We start from the raw sequence: 15,277 nt of genomic DNA on the forward strand, positions 1-15,277 counted from the left end.
ATCCATCGCGGTCTCCCAGGCAGGGCCCAGGTAGACTGGGGAAATAGCCGACTCGCGAGAGGAGACCGCAGTTGCTCGTCCTCCTCTCGGCGTTCCTGATCGCCTCGATCGTCCTGCCGTTCCTCACCCGGGCCCTCGGCGTCCGCGCGTTCGTCGTGGCCGCGCTCGTGCCCGCCGCGGCCTTCGCCTTCACCGCCCTGCAGGGGCCGGCCGTGCTGCCCGACGGCGAGGTCGTCGAGCGGCTGGAGTGGATCCCGTCGCTCGGCATCACGCTCGACATGCGGATGGACGCGCTGTCCTGGCTCCTCGCGCTCGTCGTGACGGGCGTCGGAGCCCTCGTCCTCCTCTACTGCGCGCGCTACTTCCGCTCGAGCGAGGACGGGCTCGGACGGTTCGCGGGCCTCCTGCTCGCCTTCGCCGGGGTGATGTACGGCCTCGTGCTCGCCGACGACGTGTTCGTGCTCTTCACGTTCTGGGAGGCGACGAGCGTCCTGTCCTACCTCCTCATCGGCCACTACACGGGCAAGAAGGCGAGCCGCGGCGCGGCGCTGCAGGCCCTCCTCGTGACGACCGCGGGCGGGCTCGCGATGCTCGTCGGCCTCGTGATCCTCTCGGTCGCGGGCGGCACGACGAGCCTGGCGGCCCTCGTGGCGGATCCGCCCGGCGGCCCGCTCATCCCGGTCGCCGTGGTGCTGATCCTGCTCGGCGCGCTCTCGAAGTCGGCGCTCGTGCCCTTCCACTTCTGGCTGCCCGCCGCGATGGCCGCGCCCACCCCGGTGAGCGCGTACCTGCACGCCGCCGCGATGGTGAAGGCCGGCATCTACCTCATCGCCCGCCTGGCCCCCGGCTACGCCGACGTGCCGGGCTGGCGCGTACTGCTCGTGTCGCTCGGCGTCGCGACGATGCTCGTCGGCGGCTGGCGCGCCCTCAAGCAGATGGACCTCAAGCTCGTCCTCGCCTACGGCACCGTCAGCCAGCTCGGCTTCCTCACGGTGGTCGTCGGCTACGGCACGCGCGACGCCGCGCTCGCGGGCGTCGCCCTCCTCCTCGCCCACGCGCTCTTCAAGGCCACGCTCTTCCTCGTCGTCGGCGTGGTGGACCACCGGGCCGGCACCCGCGACCTCCGCAAGATCAGCGGGCTCGGCCGCAAGGCCCCGGTGCTCGCGGTGATCACGGCGCTCGCGCTCGCCTCGATGGCGGGCCTCCCGCCGTTCCTCGGCTTCGTGGCCAAGGAGGCCGTGCTCTCGGCGCTCCTCCTCGACGCGGAGCTCGGCGGCGGCCTGGGCTGGGTCGCGCTCGTGGGCGTCTCGGTCGGATCCTGCCTCACGGTCGCGTACAGTGCCCGGTTCCTGTGGGGCGCGTTCGCCCGCAAGCGCGGCGTGGACGAGGTCCAGCCCGTGCACGAGCACCTCGACTTCCTGGTGCCGCCCGCGGTGCTGGCGGCGACCGGCCTCGTGCTCGGCTTCCTCGCCTCGTCCGTCGACGGGTGGATCGCCGGCTACGCGGACACGCTGCCGGCCGTGAGCGCCGGCGCCTCGGGCGAGCCCGACCACACCTACCACCTGGCGCTCTGGCACGGGATCGAGCCGGCGCTCCTCATCTCCGCGGGCACGCTGGTCGTCGGCCTCGCGATGTTCCGGTTCCGCGACGGCGTCTTCGCGCTGCAGTCGCGTGTGCCGTCCTGGGTCGACGCCGCGCGCGTCTACTGGGCCTCGATGCGCCTCATCGACCGGGTCGCGGCGCGCACCACGGCCACCACGCAGCGCGGCTCGCTGCCCTTCTACCTCGGCGTGATCCTGCTCGTGCTCATCGGCTCGGTGGGATCCGCGCTCGCCCTCAACCGTTCCTGGCCCGCCACGGCCGTGCCCTTCGACCACCCGGCGCAGCCCGTCATCGGCGTCGTGATGATCGTCGCCGCCATCGCCGCCGCCCGCGCCGGCAAGCGGTTCCAGGCCGTCGTGCTCGTGGGGCGTCACGGGGTACGGCATGGCCGCGCTCTTCGCGCTGCACGGCGCCCCCGACCTCGCGCTCACGCAGGTGCTCATCGAGACCATCACCCTGGTCGCCTTCGTGCTCGTGCTCCGCCGCCTGCCCGTGCGGCTGGGGGAGCGGAACCGGTCGGTGCACCCGATCTGGCGCGCGTCCATCGGCATCGCGGTCGCCGCGCTCATGTCGACTGTGGCCGTCGTCGCGCTCGGAGCCCGCGTGGCGACGCCCATCTCGCTCGAGTTCCCGCGCCTGGCCTACGAGCAGGGCCACGGCAGCAACGTCGTCAACGTCACGCTCGTGGACCTCCGCGGCTGGGACACCATGGGCGAGATCTCGGTGCTCATCGTCGCGGCCACGGGCGTCGCGAGCCTCATCTTCCTCAACCGCCGCACCGACTCCCTGCCCCGGCTCACGGCGCCGTCGCGCCGCAGCCTGCTCGCGCGCCTCTCCGGCCGGCACGACCCGGCGACCACCACGGAGGCGCCCCTCGAGGTGGAGCAGGGCGCCGCGGGTCCACGCATGGCGGCGCGCGAGGCGGTCAAGGACCAGGGCCGCACCGAGCGGAGCCCCTGGCTCCTCGCCGGGCGCACGCTCGCGCCGCAGAACCGCTCGATCCTCCTCGAGGTCGTGGTGCGGCTCCTGTTCCACAGCCTCATCGTGGTGTCGGTCTACCTGCTGTTCTCCGGCCACAACCTCCCCGGCGGCGGCTTCGCGGGCGGGCTCCTCGCCGGCATGGCGCTCGTCGCGCGCTACCTCGCGGGCGGCCGCTACGAGCTCGGCGCCGCCGCGCCCGTGGATGCGGGCCGCGTGCTCGGCACCGGCCTCGTCTTCGCGGTCGGCACGGCCATCGTGCCGCTCGTCTTCGGCGCCGACGCCCTCACCTCCACCTGGATCGACACCGAGGTGCCCTTCGTCGGCCACGTCGAGTTCGTCACCAGCACCTTCTTCGACGTCGGCGTCTACCTCGTCGTCGTCGGCCTCACGCTCGACGTGCTCCGCAGCCTCGGCGCGGAGGTCGACCGCCAGGAGGAGAGCGACCGGACGGTCGAGCAGGGAGCGGACGGCATGGAGACCGAGCAGGGGGTGAGCGTGTGAGCGTCTCCGTCACCCTCATCGTGATCATGGCCGCGCTGTACGCGACCGGGATCTACCTGATGCTCGAGCGCAGCATGACGCGCGTGCTCCTCGGGTTCCTGCTCGTGGGCAACGCGACGAACATCCTCATCCTGATCATGTCGGGCCGCGTGGGCCTCGCGCCCATCTACGACCCCGAGGTCGACCCGTCGGAGTACGCCGACCCGCTGCCGCAGGCCCTCATCCTCACGGCCATCGTGATCACCTTCGGCGTCTCGGCGTTCCTCATGGCGCTCATCTACCGCTCCTGGCGGCTGGCCAACGCCGACGTGGTGACGGACGACGAGGACGACCTCGCGATGCGCGGGCCCCGCACGGGCCTCGGCGAGGAGCCCACCGTGCCCGACGACGACGACACCGAGTTCGGCACCAACGCCGAGGCGGCCATCGCCTCCGCCCGCGAGCTCCGCGGCAATCGATCCGACCTGGAAGAAGCCATCGACGACTCCGCCGACGACGACGACGACCGCGACTTCCGCACGAAGCGCGCCGAGAAGGGGGAGGGGGAGGGCTCGTGACGATCTTCCCGACCCTCATCCCGCTGGTCGTGCTCGTGCCGCTGCTCGGCGCGGCGGCGGCCCTCGTCGCGGCGCGCCAGCGCCGCCTGCAGGTCGCCGTCTCGGTGCTCGCGCTCGTGGTCGTCGTCGCGATCAGCGCGGTGCTCCTCGTGCTGGTGGACCAGCAGGGCGGCCAGTCCGTGGAGGTCGGCGGGTGGGCGGCGCCGTTCGGCATCGTGCTCGTGGTCGACCGGCTCTCGGCGCTCATGCTGCTGATCTCGTCGATCGTGCTGCTCGCGGTCCTCATGTTCTCGATCGGCCAGGGCCTCGAGGACGGCGACGGCGAGACGCCCGTCTCCATCTTCAACCCGACCTACCTGATCCTCGCGGCCGGCGTCTTCAACGCCTTCGTCGCGGGCGACCTCTTCAACCTCTACGTCGGGTTCGAGATCCTGCTCGTGGCGAGCTACGTGCTGCTGACGCTCGGCGGCACCGAGGCGCGCATCCGGGCGGGCGTCACGTACATCGTGGTGAGCCTCGTCTCCTCCATGCTGTTCCTCGCGTCCATCGCCATGATCTACGGCGCCCTCGGCACGGTGAACATCGCGCAGATCTCGGTGCGGCTCGACGAGATCCCGCCGGACGTGCAGCTGATCCTGCACATCATGCTGCTGGTCGCGTTCGGCATCAAGGCGGCCGTCTTCCCGCTGTCGTTCTGGCTGCCGGACTCCTACCCGACCGCCCCGGCACCCGTCACCGCGGTCTTCGCGGGCCTCCTCACGAAGGTCGGCGTCTACGCGATCCTCCGCACGGAGACGGTCATGTTCCCCACCGACCAGCTCTCCACGGCCCTCATGGTCGTGGCGGCGCTGACCATGGTGATCGGCATCCTCGGCGCGGTCGCGCAGGCCGACATCAAGCGGCTGCTGTCGTTCACGCTCGTGAGCCACATCGGCTACATGATCTTCGGCATCGCGCTCAACACGGTGGCCGGCATGACCGCGACCATCTACTACGTGATCCACCACATCGTCGTGCAGACGACGCTGTTCCTCGCGTCCGGGCTCATCGAGCGCACGGGCGGCAGCACGTCGATCAACAAGCTCGGCGGCCTGCTCAAGGCGGCGCCGGTGATGGCGATCCTGTTCTTCATCCCGGCGCTCAACCTCGGCGGCATCCCGCCGTTCTCGGGGTTCATCGGCAAGGTCGCGCTGTTCGACTCCGGCGCCGAGGTCGGCGGCTGGCTCACCTACGCGGTCATCGCGGCGGGCGCCGCCACGAGCCTCCTCACGCTCTACGCCCTCGCCCGCGTCTGGAACATGGCGTTCTGGCGCGGGGCCGAGGAGGTCGAGGACTACGAGTCGCCGCTGCTCGAGCAGCTCTCGGAGCGCCCGGGCGGCGAGACCACCACGACCGTGCGGAAGACCCCGCTGCTCATGACGGGGGCCACGGCCGGCATGGTCGTCGTCAGCGTCGCGCTCACCGTGTTCGCGGGTCCGGTCTACGCCCTCTCCGAGCGCGCGGGGGAGAGCCTCACCGGCCCCGGATCCGGCGTCGGCTCCGGCGAGCAGGGCTACGTCGAGACGGTCTTCCCCGGAGGCGTCGAGTGAGCCCGCGTCGGGCGCGCGCCCGCGCCGAGCGGCTCACGCTCCTGGTGCAGCTGCCGCTCCTCGTCTGGCTCGTGATCCTGTGGCTCCTGCTGTGGGGCCACGTCACCGTCATCTCCGTGGTCACCGGCATCGTGCTCGCGCTGCTCGTCACGCGCGTGTTCTACCTGCCGCCCGTGGAGCTCTCGGGCCGGTTCGACATCCGCTGGGCGCTGATCCTGCTCGGGCACTTCGCGGTCGACCTCGTGCGCGCGTCCTTCCAGGTCGCCGCGCAGGCGTTCGACTGGCGCCGCGTGCCCGTCAACTCGGTCATCGCCGTGCACCTCCACACGCGCAGCGACTTCGTCATGACGCTCACGGCCGAGGTCGTGTCGCTGGTCCCCGGCTCCATCGTCGTCGAGGCCGACCGGGAGCGGTCGATCCTCTACCTCCACGCGCTCGGCACCTCCACCGCGGAGGACGTCGAGCGCGTGCGGCGCACGACGCTCGACGTGGAGAGCCGCATCGTCTTCACGCTCGGCACCGCCGACGACGTGTGGCGCGTCAACCGCGAGCGGCGCGAGACGGGCCGCGAGCCGCTGCTCCAGACCCGTCGGCAGCGCGCGCACGAGCTGGTGCGCGACCGCGACCTCGAGGCGGGGCTCATCACGACGACGGGGGAGGAGCTCGCGTGAGCATCGTCATGCAGGTCGGCTGGGTGCTCGTCGGCGCCCTCTTCTTCTCGGCCGCGGTGATGGCGCTCGTGCGCATCGTGCGCGGTCCGAGCATCCTCGACCGGATCATCGCGTCCGACGTGCTGCTCACCACGCTCATCTGCGTGCTCGGCGCCGAGATGATCTTCAACGGACACACCCGCACGGTCCCGGTGATGCTCGTGCTCGCCATGACCGCGTTCCTCGCGACCGTCGCCGTCGCCCGCTACGTCTCGAAGCAGGACCCCTCGTGAGCGACGTGCTCGCCTCCGGTCCGCTCGCCGACGCCCTCGACGTCGTGAGCCTCGTGCTCCTCCTCCTCGGCGGGGTGCTGTCGGTCGCCGCGGGCGTCGGCCTCCTGCGCTTCCCGGACCCGCTGGCGCGCATGCACGCGGCGACCAAGCCGCAGATCCTCGGCGTGATCCTGGTGCTCCTGGCCCTCGCCCTCCAGTCGCAGAGCCTCAGCACGGTCGCGATGCTCGTGCCCGTCCTCCTCTTCCAGATGCTCACGGCGCCCATCTCCGCCCACATGGTCGGCCGCGCCGGCTACCGCCTCCGCCACTTCCTGCGCGAGGACCTGCTCGTCGACGAGCTCGAGGAGGCGATCGACCGTGCCCACGAGGAGCTGCGCGACGCGGAGGAGGTGGACGCGTCGACCCTGCCCGTGGGATCCGCCGAGAACATCGCCGCCGAGGAGGCCGGCCACGTCCCGGGCGGCGCGGGTCCCCGCGACGAGGCGGCGCCCGTGGCATCGCCCGCCGACCCCGGGCACGGCGGCCGCGCGGACGAGCCGGACGACGGCCGCCTGCCGCCCGGCATCGGCTGACGCGGCGGTCCGCCGACCCCCAGGCCGCCGGGACTGCTCCGCGCGAGGATCTAAGCTCGTGCCATGCCTGAGATCGACATGAAGCCCCGGAGCCGTGACGTCACCGACGGGATCGAGGCCACCTCCTCGCGCGGCATGCTCCGCGCGGTCGGCATGGGCGACGAGGACTGGGAGAAGCCCCAGATCGGCGTCGCCAGCTCGTGGAACGAGGTCACGCCGTGCAACCTCAGCCTCGACCGCCTCGCCCAGGGTGCCAAGGAGGGCGTGCACGCGGGCGGCGGCTACCCGCTCCAGTTCGGCACCATCTCCGTCAGCGACGGCATCGCGATGGGCCACGAGGGCATGCACTTCTCGCTCGTCTCGCGCGAGGTCATCGCCGACAGCGTCGAGACCGTGATGATGGCCGAGCGCCTCGACGGCTCCGTGCTCCTCGCCGGCTGCGACAAGTCCCTGCCCGGCATGCTCATGGCCGCCGCGCGCCTCGACCTCTCCTCCGTGTTCCTCTACGCGGGATCCATCGCCCCCGGCTGGGTCAAGCTCTCCGACGGCACGGAGAAGGAGGTCACCATCATCGACGCCTTCGAGGCCGTCGGCGCGTGCAAGGCCGGCACGATGAGCCAGGAGGACCTGACCCGCATCGAGAAGGCCATCTGCCCGGGCGAGGGAGCCTGCGGCGGCATGTACACCGCCAACACCATGGCGAGCGTGGCCGAGGCCCTCGGCATGAGCCTCCCCGGCTCCGCCGCCCCGCCCAGCGCCGACCGCCGCCGCGACTACTTCGCGCACCGCTCCGGCGAGGCCGTCGTGAACCTCATCGCGAAGGGCATCACCGCGCGCGACATCATGACGAAGGAGGCGTTCGAGAACGCCATCTCCGTCGTCATGGCGTTCGGCGGATCCACGAACGCCGTCCTCCACCTCCTCGCCATCGCGCGCGAGGCCGAGGTCGACCTCCAGCTCTCCGACTTCAACCGCATCGCCGACCGCGTGCCGCACCTCGGCGACCTCAAGCCGTTCGGTCGCTTCGTGATGAACGACGTCGACCGCGTCGGCGGCGTCCCCGTCGTCATGAAGGCGCTGCTCGACGCGGGCCTCCTGCACGGCGACGTCATGACGGTCACGGGCCGCACCATGCGCGAGAACCTCGAGTCGATGGACCTCGCGGGCCTCGACGGCACGGTCCTCCGCACGATGGACGACCCCATCCACGCCACCGGCGGCATCAGCGTGCTGCACGGCTCGCTCGCCCCGGAGGGGGCGGTCGTCAAGACGGCCGGCTTCGACCTCGACGTGTTCGAGGGCCCCGCCCGGGTCTTCGAGCGCGAGCGCGCCGCGATGGACGCCCTCACCGAGGGCCGCATCTCGAAGGGCGACGTCATCGTCATCCGCTACGAGGGCCCCAAGGGCGGCCCCGGCATGCGCGAGATGCTCGCCATCACGGGCGCCATCAAGGGCGCCGGCCTCGGCAAGGATGTACTACTCTTGACGGACGGTCGATTCTCAGGCGGCACAACCGGACTGTGCATCGGCCACATTGCTCCCGAGGCGGTGGACGCAGGTCCCGTCGCCTTCGTGCGCGATGGAGACCGGATCCGCGTCGACATCGCCGCTCGCACGCTCGACCTACTGGTCGACGACGCCGAGCTCGCCGCCCGCCGTGAGGGGTGGGCCCCTCTCCCGCCGCGCTACACGCGCGGGGTCCTCGCCAAGTACGCCAGGCTCGTGCACTCGGCCGCCGAGGGCGCCATCACGGGATGATCCCCTCCTCACCTCCCGCACCACCTCCCAGGAATCGCGCACCCATGCCAGCTCTGCCCACCCCGCCCCCCACGCCGCAGGCGCCGACCGCCCACCAGGGCGACGAGATCCTCACGGGCGCCGAGGCCGTCGTCCGCACGCTCGAGCTCCTCGGGGTCGACGACATCTTCGGCCTTCCCGGCGGCGCCATCCTCCCCACCTACGACCCGCTCATGGACTCGACGAAGCTGCGCCACATCCTCGTCCGCCACGAGCAGGGCGCCGGCCACGCCGCCGAGGGCTACGCGTCCTCGAGCGGACGCACGGGCGTCTGCATCGCCACCTCCGGCCCCGGCGCCACGAACCTCGTGACCGCCATCGCCGACGCCTACATGGACTCGGTGCCCCTCCTCGCCATCACCGGCCAGGTGTTCTCCACCCTCATGGGCACCGACGCCTTCCAGGAGGCCGACATCGTGGGCATCACGATGCCCATCACGAAGCACAGCTTCCTCGTCACCAAGCCCGAGGACATCCCGGCGACCATCGCGTCGGCGTACCACATCGCCTCCACGGGCCGCCCGGGTCCCGTCCTCGTCGACATCACGAAGGACGCCCAGCAGCTCGAGGCGCCGTTCGTCTGGCCCCCCAAGATCGACCTGCCCGGCTACCGCCCCGTCGTCAAGGCGCATGGCAAGCAGATCCAGGCCGCGGCGCAGCTCCTGGTCGAGGCGAAGAAGCCCGTCCTCTACGTCGGCGGCGGCGTGATCCGCGCGAAGGCCCACGAGGAGCTCCTCGCGCTGGCCGAGGCGGTCGGCGCCCCCGTCGTCACGACGCTCATGGCCCGAGGTGCCTTCCCCGACTCGCACCCGCAGCAGCTCGGCATGCCGGGCATGCACGGCACGGTGCCGGCGGTGCTCGCGCTCCAGGAGTCCGACCTGCTCGTCTCGCTCGGCGCCCGCTTCGACGACCGCGTCACCGGCAAGGCGTCGCTGTTCGCGCCGCACGCCAAGGTCGTGCACGTCGACGTCGACCCGGCGGAGATCTCCAAGATCCGCATCGCCGACGTGCCCATCGTGGGCGACGCGAAGGACGTCATCGCCGACCTGGTGGTCGCGTTCCGCGAGGCGAAGGCCGCGTCCGCCGCGGAGCAGGACATCGCCGAGTGGTGGACGTACCTCGACGGGCTGCGCGAGCAGTTCCCGCTCGGCTACACGGAGCCCGCGGACGGCCAGCTCGCGCCTCAGTACGTCATCCAGCGCATCGGCGAGATCACCGGCCCGGAGGGCGTGTTCGCCTCGGGCGTCGGCCAGCACCAGATGTGGGCCGCGCAGTTCATCAAGTACGAGCGCCCCAACTCGTGGCTCAACTCGGGCGGCGCCGGCACCATGGGCTACTCGGTGCCCGCGGCGATGGGCGCGAAGGTCGCCCAGCCCGACCGGCACGTGTGGGCGATCGACGGCGACGGCTGCTTCCAGATGACCAACCAGGAGCTCGCCACCTGCACGATCAACGACATCCCCATCAAGGTCGCGATCATCAACAACTCCTCGCTCGGCATGGTGCGGCAGTGGCAGACCCTCTTCTACGAGGGCCGCTACTCCAACACCGACCTCAACACGGGCGGCGGCACCCGCATGGTGCCCGACTTCGTGAAGATGGCCGACGCGTACGGCGCCCTCGGGATCCGCGTGACGAAGCCGGAGGAGGTGGACGACGCGATCCGCCTGGCGCTCGCGACGAACGACCGCCCCGTCGTCATCGACTTCGTGGTCAGCCGCGACGCCATGGTGTGGCCGATGGTGCCGCAGGGCCTCAGCAACAGCGCCGTGCAGTACGCCCGCGACCACGCGCCCGACTGGGACGACGACCTCGCCGAGACCGGGAGGACCGAGAAGTGAGCCACATCCTGAGCCTCCTGGTGGAGGACAAGCCGGGCCTCCTCACCCGCGTCGCGGGCCTGTTCGCCCGCCGCGGGTTCAACATCGAGTCCCTCGCGGTGGGCGCGAGCGAGATCGAGGGGCTGTCGCGGATCACCGTCGTCGTCGACGTGGAGGCGCTGCCGCTCGAGCAGGTGACCAAGCAGCTGAACAAGCTCGTCAACGTCATCAAGATCGTCGAGCTCGATCCCGGCCAGGCCGTCGAGCGCGAGCACCTGCTCGTGAAGGTGCGCGTGGACAACGCGACCCGCTCGCAGGTGCTCGAGGCCGTGAACCTCTTCCGCGCCCGCGTGGTCGACGTGGCCACCGACGCGCTGATCATCGAGGTCACGGGCGACTCGGGCAAGGTGCAGGCGCTCCTGCGCGTGCTCGAGCCCTTCGGCATCAAGGAGCTCGCGCAGTCGGGACTCCTCGCCATGGGGCGCGGATCCAAGTCGATCACCGACCGCGTCTTCCGCACATCGTAGGGAACGTGCGGCTACGCCCGCGGCCCAGCCGCTAGGCTCCCCGCGCACGGCACGATGCACGCACCCGAACGTCCACGACCCACGCCCCGCGCGAGCGCGGGGCGCCTCGGCACGACCGCCCCTCGCACCACCCGCGGGGACGACAGAACAAGGAGATCCATCACGTGACTGACATCGTCTACGACAAGGACGCCGACCTCTCGCTCATCCAGGGTCGCAAGGTCGCCGTCATCGGCTACGGCTCGCAGGGCCACGCGCACGCGCTGAACCTCCGCGACTCCGGCGTCGAGGTCGTCATCGGCCTCAAGGAGGGCTCGTCGAGCCGCGCCAAGGCCGAGGAGCAGGGCTTCGAGGTCAAGACGCCGGCGGACGCGTCCGCCTGGGCCGACGTGATCGTCATCCTCGCGCCCGACCAGCACCAGCGCGGCCTCTACGCCGACAGCGTCCGCGACAACCTCACCGAGGGCAAGACGCTCGTCTTCGCGCACGGCTTCAACATCCGCTTCGGCTACATCGAGGCGCCCGAGGGCGTCGACGTCATCCTCGTCGCCCCCAAGGGCCCGGGCCACACCGTGCGCCGCGAGTTCGAGGCCGGCCGTGGCGTCCCCGTCATCGTCGCCGTCGAGGTCGACGCGTCGGGCAAGGCGTGGGACCTCGCCTGGTCGTACGCCAAGGGCATCGGCGGCCTGCGCGCCGGCGCCATCCGCACCACCTTCACCGAGGAGACCGAGACCGACCTGTTCGGCGAGCAGGCCGTGCTCTGCGGCGGCACCTCGCAGCTGGTGCAGTACGGCTTCGAGACGCTGATCGAGGCGGGCTACCAGCCGCAGATCGCGTACTTCGAGGTGCTGCACGAGCTCAAGCTCATCGTCGACCTCATGTGGGAGGGCGGCATCGCCAAGCAGCGCTGGAGCATCTCCGACACCGCCGAGTACGGCGACTACGTCTCCGGCCCGCGCGTCATCACGCCGGACGTCAAGGAGAACATGAAGGCCGTCCTCGCGGACATCCAGTCGGGTGCCTTCGCCAAGCGCTTCATCGAGGACCAGGACGCCGGCGCGCCCGAGTTCCTCGAGCTGCGCAAGAAGGGCGAGCAGCACCCCATCGAGTCGACCGGTCGCGAGCTGCGCAAGCTCTTCGCGTGGAACAAGGCCGACGACGACTACACGGACGGCTCGGTCGCCCGCTAGCCGACGCCCCCGCATCACCGGACGCCCGGTCGCCTCGTGCGACCGGGCGTCCGTGCGTGCGGGCCCGGCGTCCCGCCAGGTGGGCGCCTGGGGTGTGGGCGCCCGCGGTGTGGCGCCCGCGGCGGCCGCTCGGTGCGGAGCCCGTACCATCGGGGGATGCCCCGGACTCCCGATGACGACGCCCTGAGCTGGGCCGGCGAGGAGGCGGACCCGACGCTCGCCCGCTCGCCGGAGCCGCAGCGCGCCCAGCCGCACCGCACCTCCGCCGACCCCCGCGCCGCGGGCGCCGGTCGCGCGTCCGCCCTCGGGGCCACGGCCGCGCGCCGGGCCGCCTCGGCCGACGCGTCCTCGGCCGGCGCGTCCTCGGCCGACGCGTCCTCCGGTGACGTCCCTTCCCCGCGCGGCCGCCTGGTCGCCGACGACGAGGTCGCGCCCGAGGCGTCGCCCGAGGTCGTCGGGCTGGCCTTCTTCGGTGCCGTCGCGATCCTCGAGGCCATCGCCTGGTTCTTCGTGGTGCGCGACAACCCGTCGAACGCGGGATCGGCGTTCCAGGTGGGCGTCGCGCAGGCCACCGAGGCGCTCACCGTGCTCGCGCCCGTGCTGTGGCTCGCGGCCGTGATCGCCGCCGGGCGCGGGATGCGCCTCGGCGGACGCATGCTCGTGCTCGCCGTCGGCGCCGTGATCCTGTTCCCGTGGCCCTGGCTGGTGACCCGGTGAGCGCCCGTCGCACCGCGTCAGGGTCGCCGGCGTCCGTCCCCGTCCGCCCGCGCCGTGGCCGGCCCACGCGCACCGGCTGGGTCGTGGGGATCCTCGGGGCCCTCGCTCACGGGGTCCTCGTGTGGCAGGCGGTCGACCAGTACACGGCCTTCCGCGACATCGCGGCGGCCTTCGGCGGGACGCTCCGCGGCGGGACCGTCGCGGCCCTCGTCGGCGCGATCGTGGTCCCCGTCGCGGCGTTCGTCGTCGCCGCGCGCGCCACGCGCGGGCGGCCGGTCGCCGCGCGCGTCCTCGTGATGCTCGCGGGCCTCGCCGCCGCGAGCGCGCTCACCGTCGGTGTCGCGACCCTGGTGCCGATGCTCTGAGGCCGGCGTCGGCCTAGAGCGGCCAGCCCGCGAACAGCACCAGCGCGATCAGCACGACCTGCGCCACGAGCCGCGGCACCAGCGGGATCGCGATGCGCCCGAAGCGCTCCGGGTGGCGCGCCGCGAAGGCGTTCGCGGGGAAGACGGCGACGAGGAACACCGCCAGCGCGATGCCCGCCGCGAGGCGGACGGGCTCGACGAGGAGGCCCACGCCGCCGGCGATCTCGCAGACGCCGGTGAACCAGACGAGCGCCAGGGGAGAGGGCACGCCGGGCCGCCGGAAGGACGGCGGGATGATCTCCGCCATGACCCGGGCGGCCTTGGGTGCGAAGTGGTTCACCCCCATCCCGACGAACACGAGGGCCAGCAGGATCCGCACGGCGAGCTGGATCGCAGCCCACGTCTCATCGCTCATCCGCCCATTGTGGGGCCACTAGCATGTGATGGTCCCAGCCGCCCCCAGCCCGAAGGACCCCCATTGACCAAGCCCGTGGTGCTCATCGCCGAAGAACTCTCGCCCGCCACCGTCGACGCCCTGGGGCCCGACTTCGACGTCCGATCCGTCGACGGCACCGACCGCCCGGCGCTGCTCGCGGCCCTCGCCGAGGCGGACGCGGTGCTCGTGCGCTCCGCCACCAAGATCGACGCGGAGGCCATCGCCGCGGCGCCGCGCCTCCAGGTCGTCGCCCGCGCGGGCGTGGGCCTCGACAACGTCGACATCAAGGCCGCGACCACCGCGGGCGTCATGGTCGTGAACGCGCCGACCTCGAACGTCATCTCGGCCGCCGAGCTCGCCATCGGCCACATCCTCTCGCTCGCGCGATTCATCCCGGACGCGAGCGCCTCGCTCAAGCAGGGCCTCTGGAAGCGCTCGTCCTTCACGGGCGTCGAGCTCTACGAGAAGACCATCGGCATCGTCGGCCTCGGCCGCATCGGCACGCTCGTGGCCCAGCGCCTCGCGGGCTTCGGCGCCACGCTCGTCGCGTACGACCCCTACGTCACGCCGGCGCGCGCGCAGCAGCTGGGTGTGCGCCTCCTGCCGCTCGACGAGCTGATGGCCGCGTCCGACTTCATCACCATCCACATCCCCAAGACGCCCGACACCACGGGCCTCATCTCGACGGAGCAGTTCGCGCTCGCGAAGCCGTCGCTGCGCATCGTCAACGCGAGCCGCGGCGGCATCATCGACGAGGACGCGCTCTACACGGCGCTCAAGTCGAAGCGCATCGCGGGCGCCGGGCTCGACGTGTTCGTGAGCGAGCCGCCCACGGGGTCGCCGCTGCTCGAGCTCGACAACATCATCGTCACGCCGCACCTCGGCGCCTCCACCGACGAGGCGCAGGAGAAGGCGGGCGTGTCGGTCGCGAAGAGCGTGCGCCTGGCGCTCGGCGGCGAGCTCGTCCCGGACGCGGTCAACGTCGCCGGCGGCGTCATCGACCCGTACGTGCGGCCCGGCATCCCGCTGATGGAGAAGCTCGGCCAGGTGTTCTCCGGCCTCGCGCACGAGGCGCTCACGAGCATCGACGTCGTCGTCCGCGGCGAGCTCGCCGGCTACGACGTGAGCGTGCTCAAGCTCGCGGCGCTCAAGGGCGTGTTCACGAACGTGGTGAGCGAGAACGTCTCCTACGTGAACGCGCCGCTCCTCGCCGAGCAGCGCGGGCTCGAGGTGCGCCTCATCACGGACGCGGTCTCGGAGGAGTACCGCAACGTGCTCAGCATCCGCGGCGCGCTCTCGGACGGCACGACCGTGTCGGTCTCGGGCACGCTCACGGGCACGAAGCAGATCGAGAAGCTCGTCGAGATCGACGGCTACGACGTCGAGGTGCCGTTCAGCCGCCACCTCATCGTCATGAAGTACGAGGACCGTCCCGGCATCGTCGCGGTGTACGGCAAGGAGTTCGGCGACGCGGAGGTCAACATCGCGGGCATGCAGATCGCCCGCCAGGAGGCCGGCGGCCGCGCGCTCAGCGTGCTGAGCGTCGACTCGCCCGTGCCCGACGGCGTGCTGGAGAACGTGCGGAAGGCCATCCAGGCCACGTCGCTGCGCGAGATCGACATCGCCGACTGATCCCCGTCGGAACCATCACCGCGAGGGCGGCTGCTGCGGCGGCCGCCC

13 protein-coding genes and 1 pseudogene are annotated in these 15,277 nt (G+C 71.9%); 13 read left to right on the top strand and 1 reads right to left on the bottom strand.

Annotated features, from left to right (window positions below; translation table 11 throughout):
• Positions 1-71 precede the first annotated feature (71 nt).
• The 12 genes and pseudogenes from PED38_RS01120 to PED38_RS01175 all read left to right on the top strand — a co-directional run bounded on the left by PED38_RS01120 (position 72) and on the right by PED38_RS01175 (position 13,161).
• Positions 72-3,084: pseudogene (locus PED38_RS01120) on the top strand (Na+/H+ antiporter subunit A).
• Entirely contained in the window at positions 3,081-3,641 is a 561-nt protein-coding gene (locus PED38_RS01125) for a Na(+)/H(+) antiporter subunit C (protein ID WP_063072828.1), read from the top strand. The pseudogene PED38_RS01120 and the gene PED38_RS01125 overlap by 4 nt, the downstream one beginning before the upstream one ends.
• Positions 3,638-5,230, top strand: coding sequence for a Na+/H+ antiporter subunit D (locus tag PED38_RS01130; protein WP_270979219.1), 1,593 nt, complete (start codon positions 3,638-3,640; stop codon positions 5,228-5,230). The genes PED38_RS01125 and PED38_RS01130 overlap by 4 nt, the downstream gene beginning before the upstream one ends.
• The gene (locus PED38_RS01135; protein ID WP_270979220.1) at positions 5,227-5,901 is read left to right on the top strand and encodes a Na+/H+ antiporter subunit E; all 675 of its coding nucleotides are present in this window, start codon (positions 5,227-5,229) and stop codon (positions 5,899-5,901) included. Before PED38_RS01130 ends, PED38_RS01135 begins: the two co-directional genes overlap by 4 nt.
• Positions 5,898-6,173, top strand: coding sequence for a monovalent cation/H+ antiporter complex subunit F (locus tag PED38_RS01140; protein ID WP_081235155.1), 276 nt, complete (start codon positions 5,898-5,900; stop codon positions 6,171-6,173). The genes PED38_RS01135 and PED38_RS01140 overlap by 4 nt, the downstream gene beginning before the upstream one ends.
• The gene (mnhG, locus tag PED38_RS01145) at positions 6,170-6,745 is read left to right on the top strand and encodes a monovalent cation/H(+) antiporter subunit G (protein WP_063072831.1); all 576 of its coding nucleotides are present in this window, start codon (positions 6,170-6,172) and stop codon (positions 6,743-6,745) included. The genes PED38_RS01140 and mnhG overlap by 4 nt, the downstream gene beginning before the upstream one ends.
• 63 nt (positions 6,746-6,808) lie before the next feature.
• On the top strand, positions 6,809-8,503 hold the full coding sequence (ilvD, locus tag PED38_RS01150) for a dihydroxy-acid dehydratase (protein ID WP_270979223.1): 1,695 nt from the start codon (positions 6,809-6,811) through the stop codon (positions 8,501-8,503).
• A gap of 44 nt (positions 8,504-8,547) precedes the next feature.
• Positions 8,548-10,383: an acetolactate synthase large subunit gene (locus PED38_RS01155; RefSeq protein ID WP_175345537.1), complete on the top strand. Its 1,836-nt coding sequence runs from the start codon at positions 8,548-8,550 to the stop codon at positions 10,381-10,383.
• Positions 10,380-10,889 carry an acetolactate synthase small subunit gene (ilvN, locus tag PED38_RS01160; protein WP_063072833.1) on the top strand — a complete coding sequence of 170 codons (510 nt, stop codon included), beginning with the start codon at positions 10,380-10,382 and terminating at the stop codon, positions 10,887-10,889. The genes PED38_RS01155 and ilvN overlap by 4 nt, the downstream gene beginning before the upstream one ends.
• A 164-nt stretch (positions 10,890-11,053) precedes the next feature.
• Complete coding sequence (gene ilvC / locus PED38_RS01165) at positions 11,054-12,079, top strand: ketol-acid reductoisomerase (RefSeq protein ID WP_063072834.1); 1,026 nt, start codon at positions 11,054-11,056, stop codon at positions 12,077-12,079.
• Positions 12,080-12,235: 156 nt separating this feature from the next.
• A complete protein-coding gene (locus tag PED38_RS01170) occupies positions 12,236-12,796 on the top strand; it encodes a hypothetical protein (protein WP_063072835.1) in 561 nt (186 codons plus the stop codon).
• Between the two features lie 83 nt (positions 12,797-12,879).
• The gene (locus tag PED38_RS01175) at positions 12,880-13,161 is read left to right on the top strand and encodes a hypothetical protein (protein ID WP_254654604.1); all 282 of its coding nucleotides are present in this window, start codon (positions 12,880-12,882) and stop codon (positions 13,159-13,161) included.
• Positions 13,162-13,174: 13 nt separating this feature from the next.
• Here PED38_RS01175 and PED38_RS01180 read toward each other — a convergent pair whose 3' ends face one another.
• The gene (locus PED38_RS01180; RefSeq protein ID WP_094125987.1) at positions 13,175-13,576 is read right to left on the bottom strand and encodes a DoxX family protein; all 402 of its coding nucleotides are present in this window, start codon (positions 13,574-13,576) and stop codon (positions 13,175-13,177) included.
• 63 nt (positions 13,577-13,639) lie between these two features.
• Here PED38_RS01180 and serA point away from each other — a divergent pair, with 63 nt between their 5' ends.
• On the top strand, positions 13,640-15,229 hold the full coding sequence (gene serA, locus PED38_RS01185) for a phosphoglycerate dehydrogenase (protein WP_270979230.1): 1,590 nt from the start codon (positions 13,640-13,642) through the stop codon (positions 15,227-15,229).
• The last annotated feature ends 48 nt before the right edge of the window (positions 15,230-15,277 follow it).

It is taken from the genome of Clavibacter sp. CT19 (assembly GCF_027858075.1).
Lineage (GTDB): Bacteria > Actinomycetota > Actinomycetes > Actinomycetales > Microbacteriaceae > Clavibacter > Clavibacter tessellarius_A.